The organism is Brevundimonas sp. GW822-FHT03E11, assembly GCF_058801445.1.
In genome coordinates this window covers 213,950-233,818 of record NZ_JBXANG010000002.1, presented here as the reverse complement: position 1 = coordinate 233,818, position 19,869 = coordinate 213,950, and the positions used below count along the sequence as shown (strand labels likewise).

At 67.8% G+C, this 19,869-nt stretch carries 16 protein-coding genes; 8 read left to right on the top strand and 8 right to left on the bottom strand.

Going from position 1 to position 19,869, the window contains the following annotated elements; genetic code table 11:
* Nucleotides 1-109: 109 nt before the first annotated feature.
* The 4 genes from AC1RKE_RS04025 (at nt 110) to AC1RKE_RS04010 (ending at nt 6,353) form a co-directional block, all read left to right on the top strand.
* Nucleotides 110-3,121, top strand: a complete 3,012-nt coding sequence (locus AC1RKE_RS04025; RefSeq protein ID WP_054764267.1) for a 2-oxoglutarate dehydrogenase E1 component — start codon at nt 110-112, stop codon at nt 3,119-3,121.
* Nucleotides 3,122-3,160: 39 nt separating this feature from the next.
* Entirely contained in the window at nt 3,161-4,669 is a 1,509-nt protein-coding gene (gene odhB / locus AC1RKE_RS04020; RefSeq protein ID WP_348684183.1) for a 2-oxoglutarate dehydrogenase complex dihydrolipoyllysine-residue succinyltransferase, read from the top strand.
* Between the two features lie 224 nt (nt 4,670-4,893).
* The gene (locus AC1RKE_RS04015) at nt 4,894-5,238 is read left to right on the top strand and encodes a hypothetical protein (protein WP_483458129.1); all 345 of its coding nucleotides are present in this window, start codon (nt 4,894-4,896) and stop codon (nt 5,236-5,238) included.
* A gap of 125 nt (nt 5,239-5,363) precedes the next feature.
* The gene (locus tag AC1RKE_RS04010; protein WP_348684186.1) at nt 5,364-6,353 is read left to right on the top strand and encodes a DUF2167 domain-containing protein; all 990 of its coding nucleotides are present in this window, start codon (nt 5,364-5,366) and stop codon (nt 6,351-6,353) included.
* Here the strand turns inward: AC1RKE_RS04010 and prfA are convergent.
* Nucleotides 6,350-7,417, bottom strand: a complete 1,068-nt coding sequence (gene prfA, locus AC1RKE_RS04005) for a peptide chain release factor 1 (protein ID WP_395941832.1) — start codon at nt 7,415-7,417, stop codon at nt 6,350-6,352. The two genes, AC1RKE_RS04010 and prfA, sit on opposite strands and share 4 nt — an antisense overlap.
* Nucleotides 7,418-7,604: 187 nt before the next feature.
* Here prfA and AC1RKE_RS04000 point away from each other — a divergent pair, with 187 nt between their 5' ends.
* From AC1RKE_RS04000 to AC1RKE_RS03990, 3 genes are read left to right on the top strand one after another with little or no spacing between them, the layout of a single operon-like run.
* Nucleotides 7,605-8,282, top strand: coding sequence for a response regulator (locus tag AC1RKE_RS04000; protein ID WP_348685113.1), 678 nt, complete (start codon nt 7,605-7,607; stop codon nt 8,280-8,282).
* A gap of 45 nt (nt 8,283-8,327) precedes the next feature.
* Entirely contained in the window at nt 8,328-8,783 is a 456-nt protein-coding gene (locus AC1RKE_RS03995) for an RrF2 family transcriptional regulator (RefSeq protein ID WP_191554697.1), read from the top strand.
* A gap of 15 nt (nt 8,784-8,798) precedes the next feature.
* On the top strand, nt 8,799-9,575 hold the full coding sequence (locus tag AC1RKE_RS03990; protein ID WP_182713878.1) for a TSUP family transporter: 777 nt from the start codon (nt 8,799-8,801) through the stop codon (nt 9,573-9,575).
* Between the two features lie 43 nt (nt 9,576-9,618).
* Here the strand turns inward: AC1RKE_RS03990 and AC1RKE_RS03985 are convergent, their stop codons facing one another.
* The 6 genes from AC1RKE_RS03985 to AC1RKE_RS03960 form a co-directional block, all read right to left on the bottom strand.
* Nucleotides 9,619-10,152 (bottom strand): YajG family lipoprotein, encoded by a 534-nt coding sequence (locus AC1RKE_RS03985; protein ID WP_492896447.1) that lies wholly within the window; start codon nt 10,150-10,152, stop codon nt 9,619-9,621.
* Entirely contained in the window at nt 10,149-10,607 is a 459-nt protein-coding gene (locus tag AC1RKE_RS03980; RefSeq protein WP_348683715.1) for a translation initiation factor 2, read from the bottom strand. Before AC1RKE_RS03980 ends, AC1RKE_RS03985 begins: the two co-directional genes overlap by 4 nt.
* 118 nt (nt 10,608-10,725) lie before the next feature.
* The gene (gene ispG, locus AC1RKE_RS03975; RefSeq protein WP_333895531.1) at nt 10,726-11,871 is read right to left on the bottom strand and encodes a flavodoxin-dependent (E)-4-hydroxy-3-methylbut-2-enyl-diphosphate synthase; all 1,146 of its coding nucleotides are present in this window, start codon (nt 11,869-11,871) and stop codon (nt 10,726-10,728) included.
* Nucleotides 11,872-11,920: 49 nt separating this feature from the next.
* Entirely contained in the window at nt 11,921-13,042 is a 1,122-nt protein-coding gene (locus AC1RKE_RS03970) for a helix-turn-helix domain-containing protein (RefSeq protein WP_054764258.1), read from the bottom strand.
* A 184-nt stretch (nt 13,043-13,226) separates the two neighbouring features.
* The gene (gene ptsP / locus AC1RKE_RS03965) at nt 13,227-15,485 is read right to left on the bottom strand and encodes a phosphoenolpyruvate--protein phosphotransferase (protein WP_306414842.1); all 2,259 of its coding nucleotides are present in this window, start codon (nt 15,483-15,485) and stop codon (nt 13,227-13,229) included.
* Nucleotides 15,486-15,546: 61 nt separating this feature from the next.
* Nucleotides 15,547-16,821 (bottom strand): aspartate kinase, encoded by a 1,275-nt coding sequence (locus AC1RKE_RS03960; protein ID WP_182713883.1) that lies wholly within the window; start codon nt 16,819-16,821, stop codon nt 15,547-15,549.
* A 56-nt stretch (nt 16,822-16,877) separates the two neighbouring features.
* Here AC1RKE_RS03960 and ubiG point away from each other — a divergent pair, with 56 nt between their 5' ends.
* Nucleotides 16,878-17,693, top strand: coding sequence for a bifunctional 2-polyprenyl-6-hydroxyphenol methylase/3-demethylubiquinol 3-O-methyltransferase UbiG (gene ubiG / locus AC1RKE_RS03955; protein ID WP_182713884.1), 816 nt, complete (start codon nt 16,878-16,880; stop codon nt 17,691-17,693).
* A gap of 50 nt (nt 17,694-17,743) precedes the next feature.
* Here the strand turns inward: ubiG and AC1RKE_RS03950 are convergent, their stop codons facing one another.
* The gene (locus AC1RKE_RS03950) at nt 17,744-19,804 is read right to left on the bottom strand and encodes an OPT family oligopeptide transporter (RefSeq protein ID WP_333895530.1); all 2,061 of its coding nucleotides are present in this window, start codon (nt 19,802-19,804) and stop codon (nt 17,744-17,746) included.
* Nucleotides 19,805-19,869 lie beyond the last annotated feature (65 nt).

The window sequence follows — 19,869 nt, the reverse complement described above, 5'->3', positions numbered from 1 at the left end:
TCACCGAATTGCCCCGTTTCGGTCATGACCCATAAGGAAAGCGGGCCTATATGACGGGCGCGCCCCTCACGGAGATGTGTCCGCGGGGGCCAGGGAATAGACGAGAACAATGGCGGACGATGCGGGTCGGCTGAACCAGGTCTTTGCCGAGACCTCCTTCCTCTACGGGTCCAACGCGGCCTATATCGAGGAGCTGCACGAGAAATGGGCCAATGATCCCGGCTCGGTCTCGGCGGAATGGAAGGCCTTCTTCGACCAGTTGCGCGACAACGCCGCCGCCGTGAAGGCCTCGGCCGAGGCCGGCGGCTGGGGCCGCGCCGCCGTCGCCGAGCCGACCGAGGCGACCGCCGTCTTCGACGGCCGCTGGCCGGCGCCTAAGCCTGATCCCAAGAAGCCCGGCGCCCCGGCGCCCGCAGCCTCCAAAGCCGCGCCGGCCGAGGCCTCGCCCGAGGCGATCCGCGCCGCCGCCCACGATTCCATCCGCGCCCTGATGCTGATCCGCAGCTATCGCGTGCGCGGCCACCTCCAGGCCAATCTGGACCCGCTGGGCATCGAACAGCCGGTGGAAAATCCTGAATTGACGCCGGAATTCTACGGCTTCAGCGGCGCCGACCTGGATCGGCCGATCTTCCTGGACGGCGTGCTGGGCCTGCAGACCGGCACCATCCGCCAGGTGCTGGACATTCTGAAGCGCACCTACTGCGGCAATATCGGCATCCAGTACATGCATATCGCCGAGCCGGAGGAGAAGGCCTGGCTTCAGCAGCGGTTCGAGGGGCCGGACAAGTTCGAGCAGAACGCCTTCACCAAGGAAGGCAAGCTGGCCATCCTGAACAAGCTGATCGAGGCGGAGGGCTTCGAGCGCTTCCTGCACAAACGCTTCCCCGGCACCAAGCGGTTCGGCCTGGACGGCGGCGAGGCCATGGTCCCGGCCCTGGAGCAGGTGATCAAGCGCGGCGGCAATCTGGGCGTCGACGAGGTGGTGCTGGGCATGGCCCACCGCGGCCGCCTGAACGTGCTGGCCGCCGTAATGGGCAAGCCCTACAAGGTCATCTTCCACGAGTTCCAGGGCGGCTCGGCCGTGCCGAGCGACATCGAAGGCTCGGGCGACGTCAAATATCACATGGGCGCCTCCTCGAACCGAGAGTTCGACGGCAACCACGTCCACCTGTCGCTGACCGCCAACCCGTCGCACCTCGAAATCGTCAACCCGGTCGTCCTGGGCAAGGCGCGCGCCAAACAGGCCTTCGACATCCGAGAGGCCAACGCCGGCAAGCCCGAGGCCGAATGGGCTCTGGACCGCTCCAAGGTCGTGCCCCTGCTGATCCACGGCGACGCCGCCTTCGCCGGCCAGGGCGTGGTGGCCGAATGTTTCGCCCTGATGGGGCTGAAGGGCTACCGCACCGGCGGCACCCTGCATTTCGTCATCAACAACCAGATCGGCTTCACCACCAGCCCGCGGAACTCGCGCTCGTCGCCCTATCCGTCGGACGTCGCCCTGATGGTCCAGGCGCCGATCTTCCACGTGAACGGCGACGATCCGGAAGCGGTCGTCTTCGCCGCCAAGGTGGCGACGGAATACCGCCAGAAGTTCCACAAGGACGCGGTGGTGGACATGTTCTGCTATCGCCGGTTCGGCCACAACGAAGGCGACGACCCGACCTTCACCCAGCCGCTGATGTATTCGAAGATCCGCGCCCAGCCCTCGACGCGCGAACTCTATTCGCAGCGCCTGATCGCAGAGGGCGTGATTTCCCAGGCCGAGGTCGACGCCGAGATCGAGCGGTTCGAGAAATTCCTCGACGAACAGTTCGAGGCGGGCAAGACCTTCAAGGCGGACAAGGCCGACTGGCTGGACGGCCAGTGGAAGGGCATGGGCGCCGCCAAGGAGGAGCTGCGCGGCGATACGGCGGTGCCCCTGGCCAAGCTCCAGGACCTGGGCGCGCGCCTGACCACCATTCCCAACAGCGTCGACATGCACAAGACGCTGAAGCGGGTCATCGAGGCTCGCCGCGAGGCGGTCTCGACCGGCGAGGGCCTGGACTGGGCCACGGCCGAGAGCCTGGCCTTCGCCTCACTGGTGGACGAGGGCTTCCCCGTGCGCCTGTCCGGCCAGGATTCGGTGCGCGGCACCTTCTCCCAGCGCCACTCGGGCATCATCGACCAGACGACCGAAGAGCGGTACATGCCGCTGAACAATCTGCGCGAAGGCCAGGCCAATTTTGAGGTCATCGACTCGGCCCTGTCGGAAGAGGCGGTGCTGGGCTTCGAGTACGGCTATTCCCTGGCCGACCCGAACACCCTGGTGCTGTGGGAAGGCCAGTTCGGCGACTTCGTGAACGGCGCCCAGGTGGTGATCGACCAGTTCATCACCTCCGGGGAACGCAAGTGGCTGCGTATGAGCGGCCTGACCATGCTGCTGCCGCACGGCTATGAAGGCCAGGGGCCGGAACACTCCTCCGCCCGCCTGGAGCGCTTCCTCCAGGCCTGCGCCGAGGACAATATCCAGGTCGCCAACTGCACGACCCCGGCCAACTATTTCCACATCCTGCGTCGCCAGATGCACCGGCCGTTCCGCAAGCCGCTGATCCTGATGACGCCCAAGTCGCTGCTGCGGCACAAGAAGGCGGTCTCGCCGCTGCGCGACCTGGCCGAGGGTTCGTCCTTCCACCGCGTGCTGCACGACGACGCCCAGACCCGCCCCGAGGTCGCCGGGATCAAGATCAAGGCGGACAAGGACATCCGCCGCGTGATCCTGTGCTCGGGCAAGGTCTATTACGACCTGCTGGACGTGCGCGAGAAGAAGATGAAGGAAGGCCAGGCGGTGGACGACGTCTACATCCTGCGTCTGGAACAGTTCTATCCGTGGCCGATCCAGTCGCTGCGCAAGGAACTGGCCCGCTTCCCGAAGGCCGAACTGGTCTGGTGCCAGGAAGAGCCGAAGAACATGGGCGGCTGGACCTTCGTCGATCCGTGGCTGGAGCTGACGCTGGACAAGCTGGACGTCGCGGCCAAGCGCGCCCGCTATGTCGGACGGCCCGGCTCGGCCTCCACGGCCGCCGGCCTGATGAGCCGGCACCTGAAGGAGCTCGAGGCCTTCACCAACGAAGCCTTCGCCTGATAAGCGTTTAAGACAGACCTAGAGACAGCTGGACCCGACATGGCCGACATCCTGACCCCCGCCCTCGGTGAATCCGTCACCGAAGCCACCATCGCGAAATGGACCAAGAAGGTCGGCGACGCGGTCAAGAAGGACGAACTGCTCGTCGAACTGGAGACCGACAAGGTCTCTCTGGAAGTCGTGGCTCCGGCCGACGGCGTCTTGGGCGCCATCAACGCCGCCGAGGGCGACACCGTGGCGCCCGGCACGGTCCTGGGTTCGGTGACCGAAGGGGGCGCGGCCGCCGCCGCCCCAGCCGCTGCCCCCGCCAAGGCCGCCAAGGGCGAGGCCAAGGCCGCGCCGGCCGCCGCCGCCTCCAGCATCGACATCACCGTTCCGGTCATGGGCGAGAGCGTCGCCGAAGGCTCCATGGGCAAGTGGCTCAAGAAGAGCGGCGAGACGGTCAAGAAGGACGAACTGCTGGTCGAGATCGAAACGGACAAGGTCGCGGTCGAGGTGTCGGCGCCCGCCGACGGCGTCCTGACCATCGCCGCCGACGAAGGCGCGACGGTCACGCCGGGCCAGAAGATCGGTTCGGTGTCGGGCTCCGGCGCAGCCGCTGCTGCGCCCGCCGCCGCCGCCCCGGCGCCGGTCGCCGCTCCGGCCAATACCGGTTCGGCCCAGGTGAAGAACGAGACCCTTTCGCCGGCCGTCCAGCGCGTGGTCGCTGAAAACAACCTGGACCCCAAGGCGATTTCCGCCACCGGACCCAAGGGCAACATCACCAAGGGCGACGCCATCGCCGCGATCGGGGCCGCTGCGGCCGCTCCGGCGCCGGCCGCCGCACCTTCGGCCCCGCGCGCCCTGGCCCCGCGCGAGGAGCGGGTGAAGATGACGCGCCTGCGTCAGACCATCGCCCGTCGCCTGAAGGAATCCCAGAATACGGCCGCCCAGCTGACCACCTTCAACGAGGTGGACATGACCAATGTCATGGCCCTGCGCGCCCAGTACAAGGAAGTCTTCGAGAAGCGCCACGGGGTGAAGCTGGGCTTCATGTCCTTCTTCACCAAGGCGGTGGTCGCCGCGCTTCAGGAAATCCCCGCAGTCAACGCCGAGATCGACGGCACGGACATCATCTACAAGAACCACTATGACATCGGCGTCGCCGTCGGCACCGACAAGGGTCTGGTGGTTCCGGTGCTGCGCGACGCCGACACCCTGAGCCTGGCCGGTATCGAAAAGGGCATCGGCGCCCTGGGCAAGGCCGCCCGCGACGGCGCCCTGACCATGGACCAGCTGCAGGGCGGCACCTTCACCATCACCAACGGCGGCACCTATGGGTCGCTGATGTCGACGCCGATCCTGAACGCGCCCCAGTCCGGCATCCTGGGCATGCACAACATCGTCCAGCGTCCGATGGCCATCAACGGCGAGGTCAAGATCCGGCCGATGATGTATCTGGCCCTCAGCTATGACCACCGCATCGTCGACGGCAAGGAGGCCGTGACCTTCCTGGTGCGGATCAAGGAGCTGCTGGAAGACCCGCAGCGGGCCCTGCTGGACCTGTAAGAAACTGAAAAGGCGGCGATTTCGCCGCCTTTTTTGTTGGCCTCACGCCGGGCCAACGCCTAAGTGTCGAATATCGGCGTTTGTGTCTTGGCGACGTCAGAGGTGCAGTCATTGCGTGACTACGGGTTCTTCCGCACTGACAAATCGCCCAAAAGGCGCGCCCTATTCCCGCCATGGAATGGGCGGCGCGCGCGATAGGGGTGTTCTACGTCTTGGGCGGGCTGATGCTTCTGTATCAGGCTTGGCTTAACTGGCGTCTGCAAAGGGCCTTGTCGGGCCTGGTCGCCATCCCCATCGCCGAGCATGTCGGGGACGGCGTGATTGTTCTGGCCGGCGTGCTGGTCATGCTTTCTGGCGCGGCCCTGGCGGCCCTCAGCGGCTGGGCTGTCGTCGCCTTCATGGCGGGATGGACGGTCCAGGCGCTGTACCTGCTCTGGACCGATCATGTCTCTCGTATCGGGGAGCCTGAGGCCGTCAGCGGACGCCGCCAGTCGGTCCACGCCTTTACCGGCTACACCGCCGCCACCGGGATCGTGCTGTGGCTTCCGACGGTCGGTGTGCTGGGCTGAATAGGGGCTCACGAGTTTCTCAGAATAGCCAGCCCGATCAGTCTCGCAACCCTGCGTAAAGCGTGCGATATGGTCACGCTTGGGGGGGAAGAATGTTTAGACGGGTCATGGCGGCGTTGGCCGTAATGTATTTCGTGCTGGCTGCGACAGGTGTGCTGGCCGCCGAGACGCCAGTGGCGTCTGAGCAGGCAGCCGCCGAACAGGCGCGGTTGGAAGCAATTGTCGCGAGTCTGAAGCCGCGCTCTGGCCACATCGCGATTCCCGCCGCTGACGCTTCGCTGCAGCTTGGTGACGACTACTATTTTCTCGATAGGGCGGACTCCCGCCGCGTGCTTACGGAACTTTGGGGCAATCCGCCGTCGGCTGTTGAAGGCGTCCTGGGTATGATTTTCCCTAAGGGCCTTTCCCCGCTAGATGACACATGGGGCGCGGTGGTGACCTACACGGGCGACGGCTATGTGTCGGACGAGGACGCCGCCGAGATCGACCCCGACCAACTCCTCACGACGCTACGCGAAGGTGAAGACGAGAATAATCGTCAGCGCCAGGCCAACGGGTTTGAGACTGTGCATCTGGCAGGATGGGCTCAACCTCCGAGTTATGACGCCCAAAAGCACAACCTAATATGGGCGAAGGTCCTAAAGTTCGGCGGCAATCAGGATTCTACGCTTAACTATGATGTTCGTGTGTTGGGACGGCGGGGGGTGTTGAGCCTGAACATCGTCGCCGGTTTGGATGACCTGGCGGAGGTGGGACCGGCGGCGACGGCCCTGATGAACACCGCTATTTTCGATGCGGGGTCGCGCTATACCGATTACCAGCCGGGTCAGGATCACAAGGCCGCCTATGGCGTGGCAGGGCTCCTAGCCGGCGGCGCTGCGCTTGCGGTGGCGAAGAAGGTCGGCTTCCTAGGCGTCCTTCTGCTTTTCCTGAAAAAGGGCGCCGCGTTCATCCTGGTCGGGATAGGGGCCGCCTGGACGTGGCTGCGACGACAGTTTGGCAAGGGCGGCAAGGTCCCGGCAGGGTCGCACACGATCATCGTTAAAGAAACCGAGCCCGATCCCACGCCAAGGGGAGGCGCGGACGACGCGGACCCAGGCGAAAACCAGGCCTAGCCGAACTCGGCCTCCAGATCGGCCAGGCGGGTGGCCTGGTCCTCGGCGATCAGGGCGTCCAGCAGGGGGTCGATGTCGCCCTCCAACACCTGGGGCAGGCTGTGCAGGGTCAGGCCGATGCGGTGGTCGGTCACCCGCCCTTGCGGGAAGTTGTAGGTGCGGATCCGTTCGGACCGGTCGCCAGACCCCACCTGGGACTTGCGCGAGTCGGCGCGGGCCAGATCCTTGGCCTGGCGCTGCATGTCGTACAGGCGGACCCGCAGGTTCTTCATCGCCTTGTCCCGGTTCACGTGCTGGGACTTTTCGGACGAGGTGACGACGATGCCGGTCGGCAGGTGAGTGATCCGCACGGCCGAGTCGGTCTTGTTGACGTGCTGACCCCCCGCGCCCGAGCTGCGGAAGGTGTCGATGCGGATGTCCTGGTCGCGGATCTCGATCTCGACATCCTCGACCTCGGGCAGGACGGCGACGGTGGCGGCCGAGGTGTGGATGCGGCCGCCGGCCTCGGTGGTCGGCACGCGCTGGACCCGGTGGACGCCGCTCTCGAACTTCAGTCGGCCGAAGACGCCTTCGCCGGTGACGGTGGCGACGATTTCCTTGTAGCCGCCGGCGTCGCCCTCGGAGACGCTGTCGACCTCGACCCGCCAGCCCCGGGTGGAGGCATAGCGCGAATACATGCGGAACAGGTCGCCGGCGAACAGGGCCGCCTCGTCTCCGCCGGTGCCGGCGCGGACCTCCAGCACGGCCGAGGCGTTTTCATCGGCGTCGCGCGGGGCCAGCAGCAGGGCCACGTCGCGCTCCAACTGCGGCAGGCGCTCGGTCAGGTCGCGCAGCTCCTCCTGGGCCATGGCGGCCATTTCGGGGTCGGACGCCATCACCTCCAGATCGGCCATTTCGGCGCGGAGCCGGGCCAGGCCCTGGACCGCGTCGGCGACGGGCTTCAGCTCGGCGTGTTCCTTGGACAGGCGGACGATCTCGGCCCCGTCGGTCGCCGCGCCCATCCGGGCCTCCACCTCGTGGAAACGGTCGAGCACCTGATCGAGACGGGCCTGGGGCAGACGCAAGGCGGAACCATCCTGGGACAATGAGAGGGGCCGTCCTTAGCCCGCCTGGGGGGGCGATGTCGATCATCGCAACGCCGCCCGGCGCCGGGTTCGTGAACTATGATAACGATGGCGTCAGCCGAGGTGGCGAACGTCATGGTCCGGGTTTAGCTGGCCGTGGAGTCGCCGACGCTGTGAGAAGGACGCCATGTTCGACCGCCTGCCCCATCGCGCTTCTGAAACCCCCTACCCCATCCGGTCGGCGGAACCGCCGGTCGATCATGACGTGGAGGAACTCTGCCGCCTCTACGACCGGCGCCTGGCGGAGCGAGGGGGCGATCTGTCGCCGAGCCGCAGGCGCGAACTGGATGCCCTGGCGGTTCGACACGGCCTGGCCGTCGACCGTACCGCCGCCATGGTCTGGCGCGATCTGCGCGCCGTCATCAGCCGGACGGTGGGGCGGGCGTCGGACCAACCGGTCGCCGAACCGGCCCCTGCGCCGACCCAGACCCCAGCCCCCGTCGAAACAGGCCCACTGACGGTGCTGGTCGTTGAAGACGATCCAGACGCCGCAGCCGCCTTGACCGAGCTTCTGACCGAGGCCGGGCACAGGGTGGTCGGGCCGTTCCACAGCGCGGCGCCGGCTGAGGCGGCCGCGGCGCTGCACGCCATCGACGCCGCCCTGTTGGACGTCAATCTGTCGGACGGGGCGACGGGAAGGGGACTGGCGGAGCGATTGAAACGACGCTGGGACATGCGGGTGGTGCTGACGTCGGGTGACGTCGAGGCGGTCCGCCGCGCCGATCCGGCCGAGACTGTCGTGTTCAAACCCTATACGGGGGCGCAGATTCTGGCGGCCCTGGCCGGTAGGCGACGCGAGGACTGACAGCGAGGCGCTTGCGTCCGGCCGGTGGGCGGGCGATCAGACGGCATGCTGTCGAACCGATCCCGCTACGCCCTCCGCGCCATGGTGCATCTCGCCGGCCTGCCGGGCGGGGGGCCCGCCACCATCGGCGAGATCGCCGAGGCCGCCGCGGCGCCGCGAAAGTTCCTGGAAGCCATATTGCTGGACCTGCGTCGGCGGCATCTGCTCGTGTCCAAACGCGGGAGGACCGGCGGCTACGCCCTGGCCGCGCCGGCCGACCGCATCAGCTTCGCCGACGTGATCCGGGCGCTGGAAGGGCCTTTGGCGCTCGCGCCCTGTGCATCCCGCACCGCCTTCGGGCCTTGCGAAACCTGCCCCGATGTGGACACCTGCCCTCTGCGTTCGGTCTTGCAGGACGGTCGGGACGCCGTCGCCGCCGTATTCGAGACGCGAACCCTTCTACAAGCCGCAGCGAAGTTTTCTCCTATTGACCCAGTAGGAGATAAAGCCCCAACCTCGTGACCCTCTGGAGGGGCCATGCAAGACTTCCTGCTGTTTCTGTGCGTCGGGTTCTTGGCCCAGGTCGTCGATGGCGCCCTGGGCATGGCCTATGGGGTGATCTCCTCCACGGTCCTGCTGTCGTTCGGCGTGCCGCCCGCGACGGCGTCGGCGAGCGTTCATGCCGCAGAAGTCTTCACCACGGCTGCGTCTGCGGGGTCGCACACGGTGAATAAGAATGTGAATTGGAAGCTGTTCGCCCCCCTGGCCCTGGGCGGGGTGGTCGGCGGCGGCCTGGGCGCCTTCGTCCTCACCAGCATCGACGGCGACCTGATCAAGCCCTGGATCACCGCCTATCTGGCGATCATGGGCGGTGTGATCATCTGGCGCGCCACCCGCCAGACGCGCGCGCGACTGTTTCCGTTGAAACTGGCCGGTCCCCTGGGGGTGGTCGGGGGCTTCTTCGACGCCGTCGGCGGCGGCGGCTGGGGGCCGACGGTCACGACGACCCTGGTGGGATCGGGCCAGGACCCGCGCGCCTCGATCGGCACCACCAATACGGCCGAGTTCTTCGTCACCTCCGCCATCTCCGCCACCTTCCTGGCGGCCCTGCTGACCGGCCACTGGGACCAGGCCGAGGGCGTCGCCACCCACGCCATGGCGGTGCTGGGCCTGATCCTGGGCGGGCTGATCGCCGCACCCTTCGCCGGGATTATCGCGCGGATCGCGCCGCGCCGAGTGCTGACCTATGGGGTCGGGGCCGTGGTTCTGCTGTCGGCGGGCTATCAGGCGCTGAGGCTGTTCAAGGTCATCTGAAGCGAGGGGCGACGGCGGCGGGCCGCCGTCGCCGAAAGGCGGCTTAACGCGCGCGGGCGCGGAAGCGGGTCAGGAAGGCCTTGATGTTTTCGCGAATGGACGCCTCGTTCGCCATCCGCAGACGTTCGACCCCCATGAAGGCCTGGCCCATGGTCGCCGTCCCCGTGGCGGCCACCGTTTCATCGAAGACGGTGCGGTCTGCCTGGGACACCGTGTAGCGGACCTGGCTCGTCACCGACATGTCGAAGCCCGCCAGGGGCTGCTTCAGGTCGATCAGAGAGGCCGCGACCGTCATGGCCGGCCCTTCGCTTCCCATGTAGCCGGCGGCGGCCAGGGAGTTTTCCAGCGCCGTCTTGAAGTCGGCGTTGGAGACTTCGGACGTCCACATCGGATTGGTGGCCTGACCGCCGGAAACGGTCACGGTCGTCACCGAGCGATAGCCCAGATCGCCTGAAGAGGCGGTCAGACCGGCGGTGGCCGGCAGGGTCATCATGGCGGGGTTGGACGGACTGGCGCAGGCGGCTAGGCCTAAGAACCCGGCCGCGCAGCCGGCCATGGCGAGACGACGCAACATCATTGTTGGGTCGCCGCCTGGGCGCCTGCGGCGGGCGCGGCGGCTTCTTCGGCCGGGGTGCGCAGGGTGACGATCAGCGGATTGGGCTTCAGATCATTCATGGCGCCCGAGGTGGCGTCGATCGCCCCGCCGATCAGGCCCCCGATCAGGATGTTGCCCGCCATGGCCGTGCCGCCGGCGCCTGACACGCTGCTGGTGATGTCATAGGTCTGCGAAACATAGCCGTCCTTGGACACGGTGATGCGGAATGCATCCTTGCGCGGCATGCGGAAGGTGCAGGGCGTAGCCTGGCATTCGAAGCCGTTCGAGGTGCTGACCTGCGCGCCCGGCGGCGTGCTCTGAACCGTGAACTGCTGGCTGGAGCCGCGCGTCACGGTGGCGCAGGCGGGCAAGGAAAAGGCCACGCCGGCGAGCAGGAAGGCGCGCACGCCGGCGTGCGTTATGAAGTCGGAAATCATGAAACCCCCAAGAGAAGACAGGCCCGCTCCCCAGGCGGCCATAGGCTTCACCTTGCACTTGGGGGCGGCGTAGTCAATCCTGACGCGAAAAACGTCAATCTATGGGTGTGTAAATGGATTATTCCGCCGCAGCAGGTGCGGTTCGGGCGGCCTCCAACTCGGCCGCCTTCTGTTCCACCAGCTCGACGATATGGTCGATCATGCCGTCATTGGCCTGTTTGTGGGCGATCTTGCCGTTCAGATAGACCATGCCCGCGCCCTTGCCGCCGCCGGTGAAGCCGATGTCGGTATAGAGGGCCTCTCCCGGGCCGTTCACGACGCAGCCGATGACCGACAGGCTCATCGGCGTCGAGATATGGGCCAGCTTCTCCTCCAGCAGGCCGACCGTCTCGATGACGTTGAAGCCCTGACGCGCGCAGGAGGGGCAGGCGATGATGTTGACGCCCCGGTGACGCAGGCCCAGCGACTTCAGAATGTCGAAACCGACCTTGATCTCCTCGACCGGATCGGCGGCCAGGGAGACGCGGATGGTGTCGCCGATCCCCGCCCACAGCATGGAGCCCAGGCCGATGGACGACTTGATCGTCCCTGTGCGCAGCGGCCCCGCCTCGGTCACGCCCAGGTGCAGGGGGCAGTCGATGGCCTCCGCCAGCTGTTGATAGGCGGCGACGGTCAGGAAGGGGTCCGACGCCTTCACCGAGATCTTGAACTCGTGGAAGTCGTTGTCCTGCAGGATGCGGGCGTGGTTCAGGGCGCTCTCGACCATGGCGTCGGGGCAGGGCTCGCCGTACTTCTCCAGCAGCTCCTTCTCCAGAGAACCGGCGTTGACGCCGATCCGCATGGAGCAGCCGTTGTCGCGGGCGGCCTGGATGACGTCGCGGACCCGGTCGGGGCTGCCGATATTGCCCGGATTGATGCGCAGGCAGGCGGCGCCGGCCTCGGCCGCCTCGATGCCGCGCTTGTAGTGGAAATGGATGTCGGCGACCAAGGGAACCTTGGCTTCGCGGACGATGGTGCGAAACGCCTGGGTCGATTCAACGTCGGGGCAGGAGACGCGAACGATGTCGGCGCCGGCCTCTTCCAGCTGGCGGATCTGATCGATCGTCGCCGCCGCGTCGGACGTCGGCGTATTGGTCATAGACTGGACGCTGATCGGGGCGTCGCCGCCGACCAGGACGGAGCCGACGCGGATCTGACGGCTCTTGCGCCGTTCGATATGGCGCCAGGGACGGACGTGGCCGAGTTCTGAAGTGTGGTCGCTCATCTCCGGCCCATATAGGCGCTTTGCGGCTTTGCGACCACCGGCGTGACGATCAGTTCGCCGTCACGGCGGCGCCGACGCCGGGATTGGCGGCCGCGTCAACGGGCGGCGCGGCGTCCTGAGTGCGCAGAAACTGAGCCGAGCGTTCGGCCTGAAGCTGGGCCTGACGGCGCGCCTGCTCCTCCGCCACCTGCCGGGCCGCCTGTTCGGCGCGGCTGTTCAGCTGGGCCAACGGGGTCAGAAGGGCGGGCAGGACGCCGCTGTGCTCGCCGTTCAGATAGACGTCGAAGGCGGCTGGATCAGACACGTCGATCGTGGCGTTGACGCCCATGGGGGCGCGCCAGGCCTCTCCCGGCGCCATCTGGCGGGCGAACAGGGCCTGACCCCCGCCCAAACGGACCACCAGGGCGCCGGCCTTCTTGGCCTGAATGACCACCTGCGACGCGGTGGCCGGGGCGCCGTAGACGGCGCCGCGCGGATTGAACGCCTTCTGCACCGGAGCGGCGTCCGCCGCCTGGGCCGCCGCGATCACCGCCGGATCGTTCGGATCGATCCCGGTCAGCTGAGCCTCAAGGCCGGGCGTGACATAGAGGGCGGGCGTCGTCTGGTCCGGCGGCGCAGCCCTGGGGGCGCCCAGCGCGATCGGGGCGGCCTGGCCGGGCACCTCTCCCAGCCGCCAGCTTTCCGGCACGGCGGCGATGTCGGACGGGCGGACCTCCTGGTGGATGTTGAGGCGCTGAAACACGTTCCAGCCGATCAGGGCGACGGCCACTATGGCGACGAGACCGATGATCCGCGGCGAATAGCGTTTGACGTCCTCAAAGGCGATGCCGATCGGCGCCTTCAACGGGGCGGAGGTGTCCGGGCTTTCGCGCTTGAACCGCTCCACGGCCAGCTGTTCGTCCAGCCCCAGGGCCGCCGCATAGCCCCGCACATAGCCGATGGCGAAGACGCGCGAGGGCAGGGACGACCAGTCGTTCTGCTCCAGAGCGATCAGGAAGCGGGTATGGACCTTGGTTTCGGCGGAGAGATCGGCCAGGGACTTTCCCGACTGTTCGCGGGCGCGGCGCAGGCCGTCGCCCAGAGTCGCGGCCTCGGTGATGGAGGGCGCGAGGTCCTTCCAGTCCGGATGAGCCTTGAACTCTTCGGGGGCGTTCCCCGCATCCAGCGCCATGACGCCTGACCCCACACTCGGAACGACAGAGAGCCGCCCCGTACTCGCAACGGACCCGTCCGGTAGCATGTCTTCGCGACGGGACGCGCCTCTCCCCTTCGGCGGACCCCATGCGTTCTGTGGATAAACCATATCGTCAGCCCCATCAACGGCGTTTCCCGAATCGGGATGCGCGCGCCAATCCTCAGGCGGCGACGTTCAACTTCCGGGCCAGGGATTCGATCTCGTTGCGGATCGAACCGGTGGAGAGGTTCAGCAGATTGTTCAGGCCGCGCCGTGCGGCCGTCAGATCGGCCGACAGGATCATCCGTTTGACCGGCCCGACCCCGCCCGCAGGCGCCGACAGGCGGGTGAAGCCCAGGGTGATCAGGGCGAAGGCCTCCAGCGGCCGGCCCGCCAGCTCGCCGCAGATCGAGACCGGGGTGCCGGTGTCGGCGCACGCCTTCTGGATGGTCTGGAGCGCACGCAAGGTGGGCGGCGACAGAGGGTCGTAGCGGTCCGACACCAGGGGATTGGTCCGGTCGGCGGCGTACATGTACTGGAACAGGTCGTTGGTGCCGATCGAGACGAAGTCGGTCAGGGGCAGAAGCGCGTCCAAATGCCACAGCAGGGACGGGCATTCGACCATGGCGCCGACGCGCAACAGGGCGGGCAGGGCGCGGCCGCGCCGCCGGGCCCAGGCGCATTCGACGTCGACCAGTTCGCGCGCGGCCCGGAACTCGTCCACCGTCGCGATCATCGGGAACATGACGCGCAGTTCGCGGCCCGCCGCCGCCGTCAGCAGGGCCCGAAGTTGCATCCGCAGCAGGGACGGCCGGTCCAGGCCCAGGCGGATGGCGCGTCGGCCCAGGGCGGGGTTCTCCTCCCGCTCGGCCTCCAGATAGGGCAGGACCTTGTCGCCGCCGATGTCCAGGGTGCGGAAGGTGACGGGCCGGTCGCCGGCGGCGTCCAGCACCAGCTTGTAAAGGGCGGTCTGGGCGTCCAGCCGGGGCAGTTCGTCCGAGACCATGAACTGGAATTCGGTGCGGAACAGGCCGATGCCTTCCGCCCCCGTCTCGTTCAGATTCTCCAGATCCACCGCCAGGCCGGCGTTGGTCAGAAGGCTGATCCGCTGGCCGTCCAGGGTCACGGCGGGGGTGTCGCGCAACTGGGCGAACTGGGCCCGGCGCTGGTCGCGCACGGCCATCCGCGACTGGACCGCCTCGATCATGTCGGGGCGAGGGCGCAGATAGGCCTCGCCGGTCTCGCCGTCGGCGATGACCATATCGCCTTCCGACAGCCGGTCGCGCAGTCCCATCAGACGACCGACGCAGGGAATCTGCAGCGCGCGGGCCACGATGGCGGCGTGGCTGGCCGCCGATCCCTCTTCGAGCAGCAGGCCCTTCAGCTTGTCGCGCGGATATTCCAGCAGATCAGCCGGACCCAGGTTGCGCGCCACCACTATGGCGTCGTCGGGCAGTTCGCGCTCGCCGGGCTTGTCGCCCGCCAGCACCCGCAGCAGCCGGTTGGCCAGGTCTTCGAAGTCGTGCAGCCGCTCGCGGATATAGGGGTCGCGCGCCTGGGCGAAGCGGGCGCGGTGTTCGTTCCTGACTCGGTCCACCGCCGCCTCTGCGGTCAGGCCGTTCCTCACCGCCTCTTCCAGCGACCGGTTCCAGCCCCGATCGTCGGCGAACATCCGATAGGTCTCCAGCACCTCGAACGAGGGACCGGCCAAGCCCTGACCCTTGTCCAGCATGGCGTCCAGACCGGTCTTCAGCGAGGCCAGGGCCAGCTTCAGCCGGGCCTCCTCCAGACCGGGGTCCTCCGCCAGCAGTTTTTCCGGCGGCAGGGGCGCCTCGTGCAGCACCACATGGCCGAACGCCAGGCCGTCGCCGAACTTCTGGCCTTTCAGCCGTTCCGGCCGATGCGGCGCCAGTTCGACGTCGCGCAGCTCCTCCTGGTCCAGCAGTTCGCCCGAGGAGACGGTTTCGGCCAGGACCATGGCTATGGTCTGGATGTCCTCGACCTCGTCCTCGTCATAGCGCCGCTCGGTGCGGTTCTGCACCACCAGCACGCCAATGGCGCGGCCGCCGCGCAGCAGCGGGGCGCCCAGGAAGGCGTGATAGGGGTCTTCGCCCGTTTCCGGACGATAGGAGAAGGCCGGATGCGACGGGGCGTCCGACAGACTGATCGGCTGGGCGGTCCGCGCCACTTCGCCGACCAGACCCTCGCCTGGGCGCAGACGGGTGTTGTGGACGGCGCCGGGGTTCAGACCTTCGGTCGCGAAAAGCTCCAGCTCGCCCGAGGCCCGGCGCAGATAGATGGAGCAGACCTCGGCGACCATCGACCGGGCGATGATCTGCACCACCATGTTCAGGCGGTCCTGAGCCGGGGTCGCGCCCGCGCCCGCCCCGCCCAGAGCCTCGCGGATCTGGCGCAGGAGGTTGCGTGGTCCCCTGGTCATCGCGCCGCCTGCCGGCATCATGGCTCCCGCGCCTCGGCGCCGCAGCGCCCGTTCAAATCACCTATACAGCGTCCAGGCCGTAAGCCGAATGGAGGGCGCGCACGGCCAGTTCGGCATAGGCGGCGTCGATCAGCACGCTGATCTTGATCTCCGACGTCGAAATGGCCTGAAACTTGACCCCCTTGTCGGCCAGGGCCTTGAACATGGTCTGGGCCACGCCGGCGTGGCTGCGCATGCCGACCCCGACGACGGAGACCTTGGCCACGTCCTCATCGACACGGATCTCCTCGAAGGCCAGGTCGGCCTGGGCCGCCTTCATGATGTCGGCGGCGCGCACGGCGTCGCGGCGGCCGGTCGTGAAGGTCAGGTTCACCGTATTGGCGGTGCGGGCCTGGCTCTGGACGATCATGTCCACATTGACGTTGGCCTCGGCCAGACGGGTGAAGACGTCTGCGGGGGCGTCCACCCGGTCGGACAGGCCCAAAAGGGTGATGCGGGCCTCGTCACGGCTCATGGTCACGCCGGACACGATGCGTTTTTCCACGATCTCCTCCTCGTCGCAGATCAGGGTTCCGCCCTTGTCGGGCATTTGGCCGGACTCGTCCGGTTCGATGAAGCTGGACAGAACCCGCACAGGCACCTGTTTGGCCATGGCGAGTTCGACCGATCGGGTTTGCAGCACCTTGGCCCCCAAAGAGGCCATTTCCAGCATCTCCTCGAAGGAGACCTTGTTCAGACGCCGCGCGCGGCTCTCGATGCGGGGATCGGTCGTATAGACCCCGTCCACGTCGGTGTAGATGTCGCAGGGGCAGGACAGGGCGGCCGCCACGGCGACGGCCGAGGTGTCGGATCCGCCCCGGCCCAGGGTGGTGATCTTGCCGTCGGGGGTCACGCCCTGGAAGCCGGGCACGACGGCGATTTCGCCGGCGTCGACGGCGGCGCCCAGTTTTTCGCCGGGGATGTCGACGATCCGGGCGCGGCCGTGGGCGTCGTCGGTGACGATCGGCACCTGCCAGCCCATCCAGGACCGGGCGTTCAGACCCATGTTGCGCAGCGTCATGGCCAGGAGGCCGGACGTCACCTGTTCGCCCGAGGCCACCACCACATCATATTCGTCGTCGCTGAGCGGCAGGCCGGCGGCGGCCGGGCCGGCGCCGTCGGTCCAGGCGACCAGCTCGTTCGTCTTGCCGGCCATGGCCGAGACGACGACAGCCACCTTCTTGCCCGAGGCGGCCTCTGCGGCGACGATCCGCGCCGCGCGACGAATGCGTTCGAGGTCCCCCATGGAGGTGCCGCCGAACTTCATCACCAGTCGTGTGGTTTCGGGCCGCGTCATCGTGGCGTTCCGCCCCCTGCTTGCGTGAAAGGGCGCGAAGGTCCATCCCTCGCGTCATGACCGCTTCTAGCGACGCCGCACCGTCTCGCCTACCCCGCGAAGGGCATGGTTTTTCGCAAAATTCCCCCGAAGGCGCATTCGGCGCATCGATTGACCCGGCCGACGTCGCCCGCTTCTCGGCCCAGGCGGCCGAATGGTGGGATGCGCACGGGCCGTTCGCACCTCTGCATCGGTTCAATCCCGCGCGGTTGAAGCTGATCCGCGAGCAACTGTGCGCCCGGCTGGGCCGGGATTCGCGAGCGCGCCGCCCGTTCGAGGGTCTGGCCCTGCTGGACGTCGGCTGCGGCGGCGGGCTGATCGCCGAGCCGATGCGGCGGATGGGCTTCACCGTCACCGCCATCGACGCCTCGACCGAGAACATCGGCACAGCGCGCGCCCATGCCGAGATGGTCGGGCTGGACATCGCCTATCGCCCGGCGACCGTTGAACAGATGGAGGCGGAAAAGGCGGGGCCGTTCGATGTGGTCCTGACCATGGAGGTGATCGAGCATGTCGCCGATCCGGAAGGCTTCGTGCGCGCCTGTTCGCGCCTGGTCCGGCCGGGCGGGGTGATGATGGTCGCCACCCTGAACCGCACCCTGAAGTCCCTGGCGCTCGGCAAGGTGGCGGCGGAATATGTGCTGCGCTGGGTGCCGGCCGGGACGCACGACTGGCGCCAGTTCCTGAAGCCCGAGGAGATTCGGGAAATGCTGGCGGCGGAGCCGGTGACGGTCGAGGGCCCCTACGGCCTGAACTATGACCCGCTGACGGATCGCTGGAGCCAGAGCGACGACGCGGGGATCAACTATATGATGGTGGCCACGCGGGCCTGAAACGCGAAAGGCCGCCCCGAAGGGCGGCCTTTCCTTTTTGGGCCGAAGCCTCACACCTTCGAAGCGCGGCTGCGGGTCCAGGCGTAGAGGCCGATCACGGCGACGGCGAAGCCGACGATCCCCGCCGGCATGGCCGGCCAGGTCGAACCCTCGGGCAGCATGGCGAACGGCGCGTCGTCGCGGGTGGCGACGATGACCCCGGCGGTGAAGACGCCGAACAGGCTTTCGCCCACGATCAGGCCCGAGGCCAGCAGCACGCCCATGCGGCGCGCCACATCGGCGTAACGGGTGCTGGAGACCGCCTTGTCGTAGATCCAGCCGCAGACGGCGCCGATGACCAGCATGGTGGTGACGGCGGCCGGCAGATAGAAGCCGATGCCGACGGCCAGGGGCGGCAGCTTGATCTTCTTGCCGGTCGCCTTCTCCAGCACGGCGTCCAGGATGATGATGACCACGCCGATCACCGCGCCCAGGCCGATCAGGTCCCAGCGCAGGTCGCCGCCGATGACGCCGCGCGCCAGGGCCGAGATCAGGGTGGCCTGAGGCGCCGCCAGGGTCTTGGCCCCCTCGACGATGGCGGGCGGGCCGCCCTCGAAGCCGAAGGCCTGGTTCAGAAGGTTCAGGATCAACGGAATGACCAGTGCGCCGGCGCCGACGCCGACGATCAGGGCCGTCTGCTGACGCCAGGGCGTGGCCTCGACCAGTTGGCCGGTCTTCAGGTCCTGAAGATTGTCGTTGGCGATGACGGCGACGGCGAAGACCACGGCGGTCACGATCAGGGCGAAGGCGATGATGGACGGATCGGCGGGCACGCCCGCCACGGCCATGACCCCCAGCATCAGCACGGAGGCGATCACGACCGCCAGGATGCCGACGCCCGAGACCGGGCTGTTCGAGGAGCCGATCAGGCCGGCCATATAGCCGCAGATGGCGGCGACGGCGAAACCGATCAGGACGACATAGACCAGGCCGCCGATCACCAGCAGGGGCGTCGATCCGGCCAGGGCCGGGGCGGTTTGGGCGAACCAGGCCAGAAGGCCGGCGATGCCGATCAGGCAGACGACCGAGATCCCGCCCACCAGCTTGATCGGCAGATCCTGTTCGGTCAGTTCCAGCGCTTCGCCGTGATTGCGGCGGGCGTTGGCGGCCAGGGCCGAGGTCAGGCCGCCGACCAGGGGACCGGCCAGCTTGATCAAGGTCCAGATGGCGGCCACGCCGATGACGCCGGCGCCCATGAAGCGGACTTCGCGGCTCCAGACCCGTCCGGCCAGCTCCTCGGCGCCCGTCCCGGCGGGCAGGGTGGAGGCGATGGAGGGGATGCCGTGCGCCGTCAGCCAGGCCACGGTGTCGGGGCTGGTCAGGATCGGCACGGCGATGGCCCAGGCCAGGATCAGGCCGAACAGCTGGGCCAGGCCGACCGTCAGGCCGATCAGGTGGCCGGCGCCCAGAAGGGCGAACTGCATGCCGAAGCCCATGCCGGTGGCCCCGCCGCCCAGGGCGGCCGGAAGCTTGAAGAACTTGGCGGCCTCGCCGGCGAAGACGCGGCCCGCGACCAGCAGGGCGTAGCCGGCGGAGACGACGGCGCCGGCGACCACGATCCACAGGCCGGACTTGTTCTCGCGCACCGCGCTCTCGGTCTGTTCGGCTCCGCGCGAGCCGACCTTCAGCACCTCGGCGGCGGCGACGCCTTCCGGATAGGGCAGGCCGCCGCCCGTCACCAGGGCGCGGCGCAAGGGAATGGAGAAGGTCACCCCCAGGACGCCGCCCAGGATGCAGATGGCCACCGACTGCCAGAAGGGGAACTCCAGCCACCAGCCGATCATCACCAGGCCCGGCAGGACGAAGATGATCGAGCTCATGGCCCCGCCGACCGAGGCCACGGTCTGGACCGTCATATTCTCCCAGATGGTCGAGGTCTTGAAGGCCCGCAGCACGGCCATGGAGATGACCGCCGCCGGAATGGCCGAGGCGAAGGTCAGGCCGACCAGAAGGCCCAGATAGGTGTTGGCCGCGGTGAAGATCACCGCCAGCAGGCAGCCCAGCACCAGGGCGCGAAGGGTCAGTTCAAGCCGGCCCTTTCGGGTTTGGGGCGCAGCGACGGCGTCAGTCATGAAGATCGGTTCCCACGTTCGACCGGGACGTAAGCCCATAACGGCCCCTGCGGCAACTGGTCACG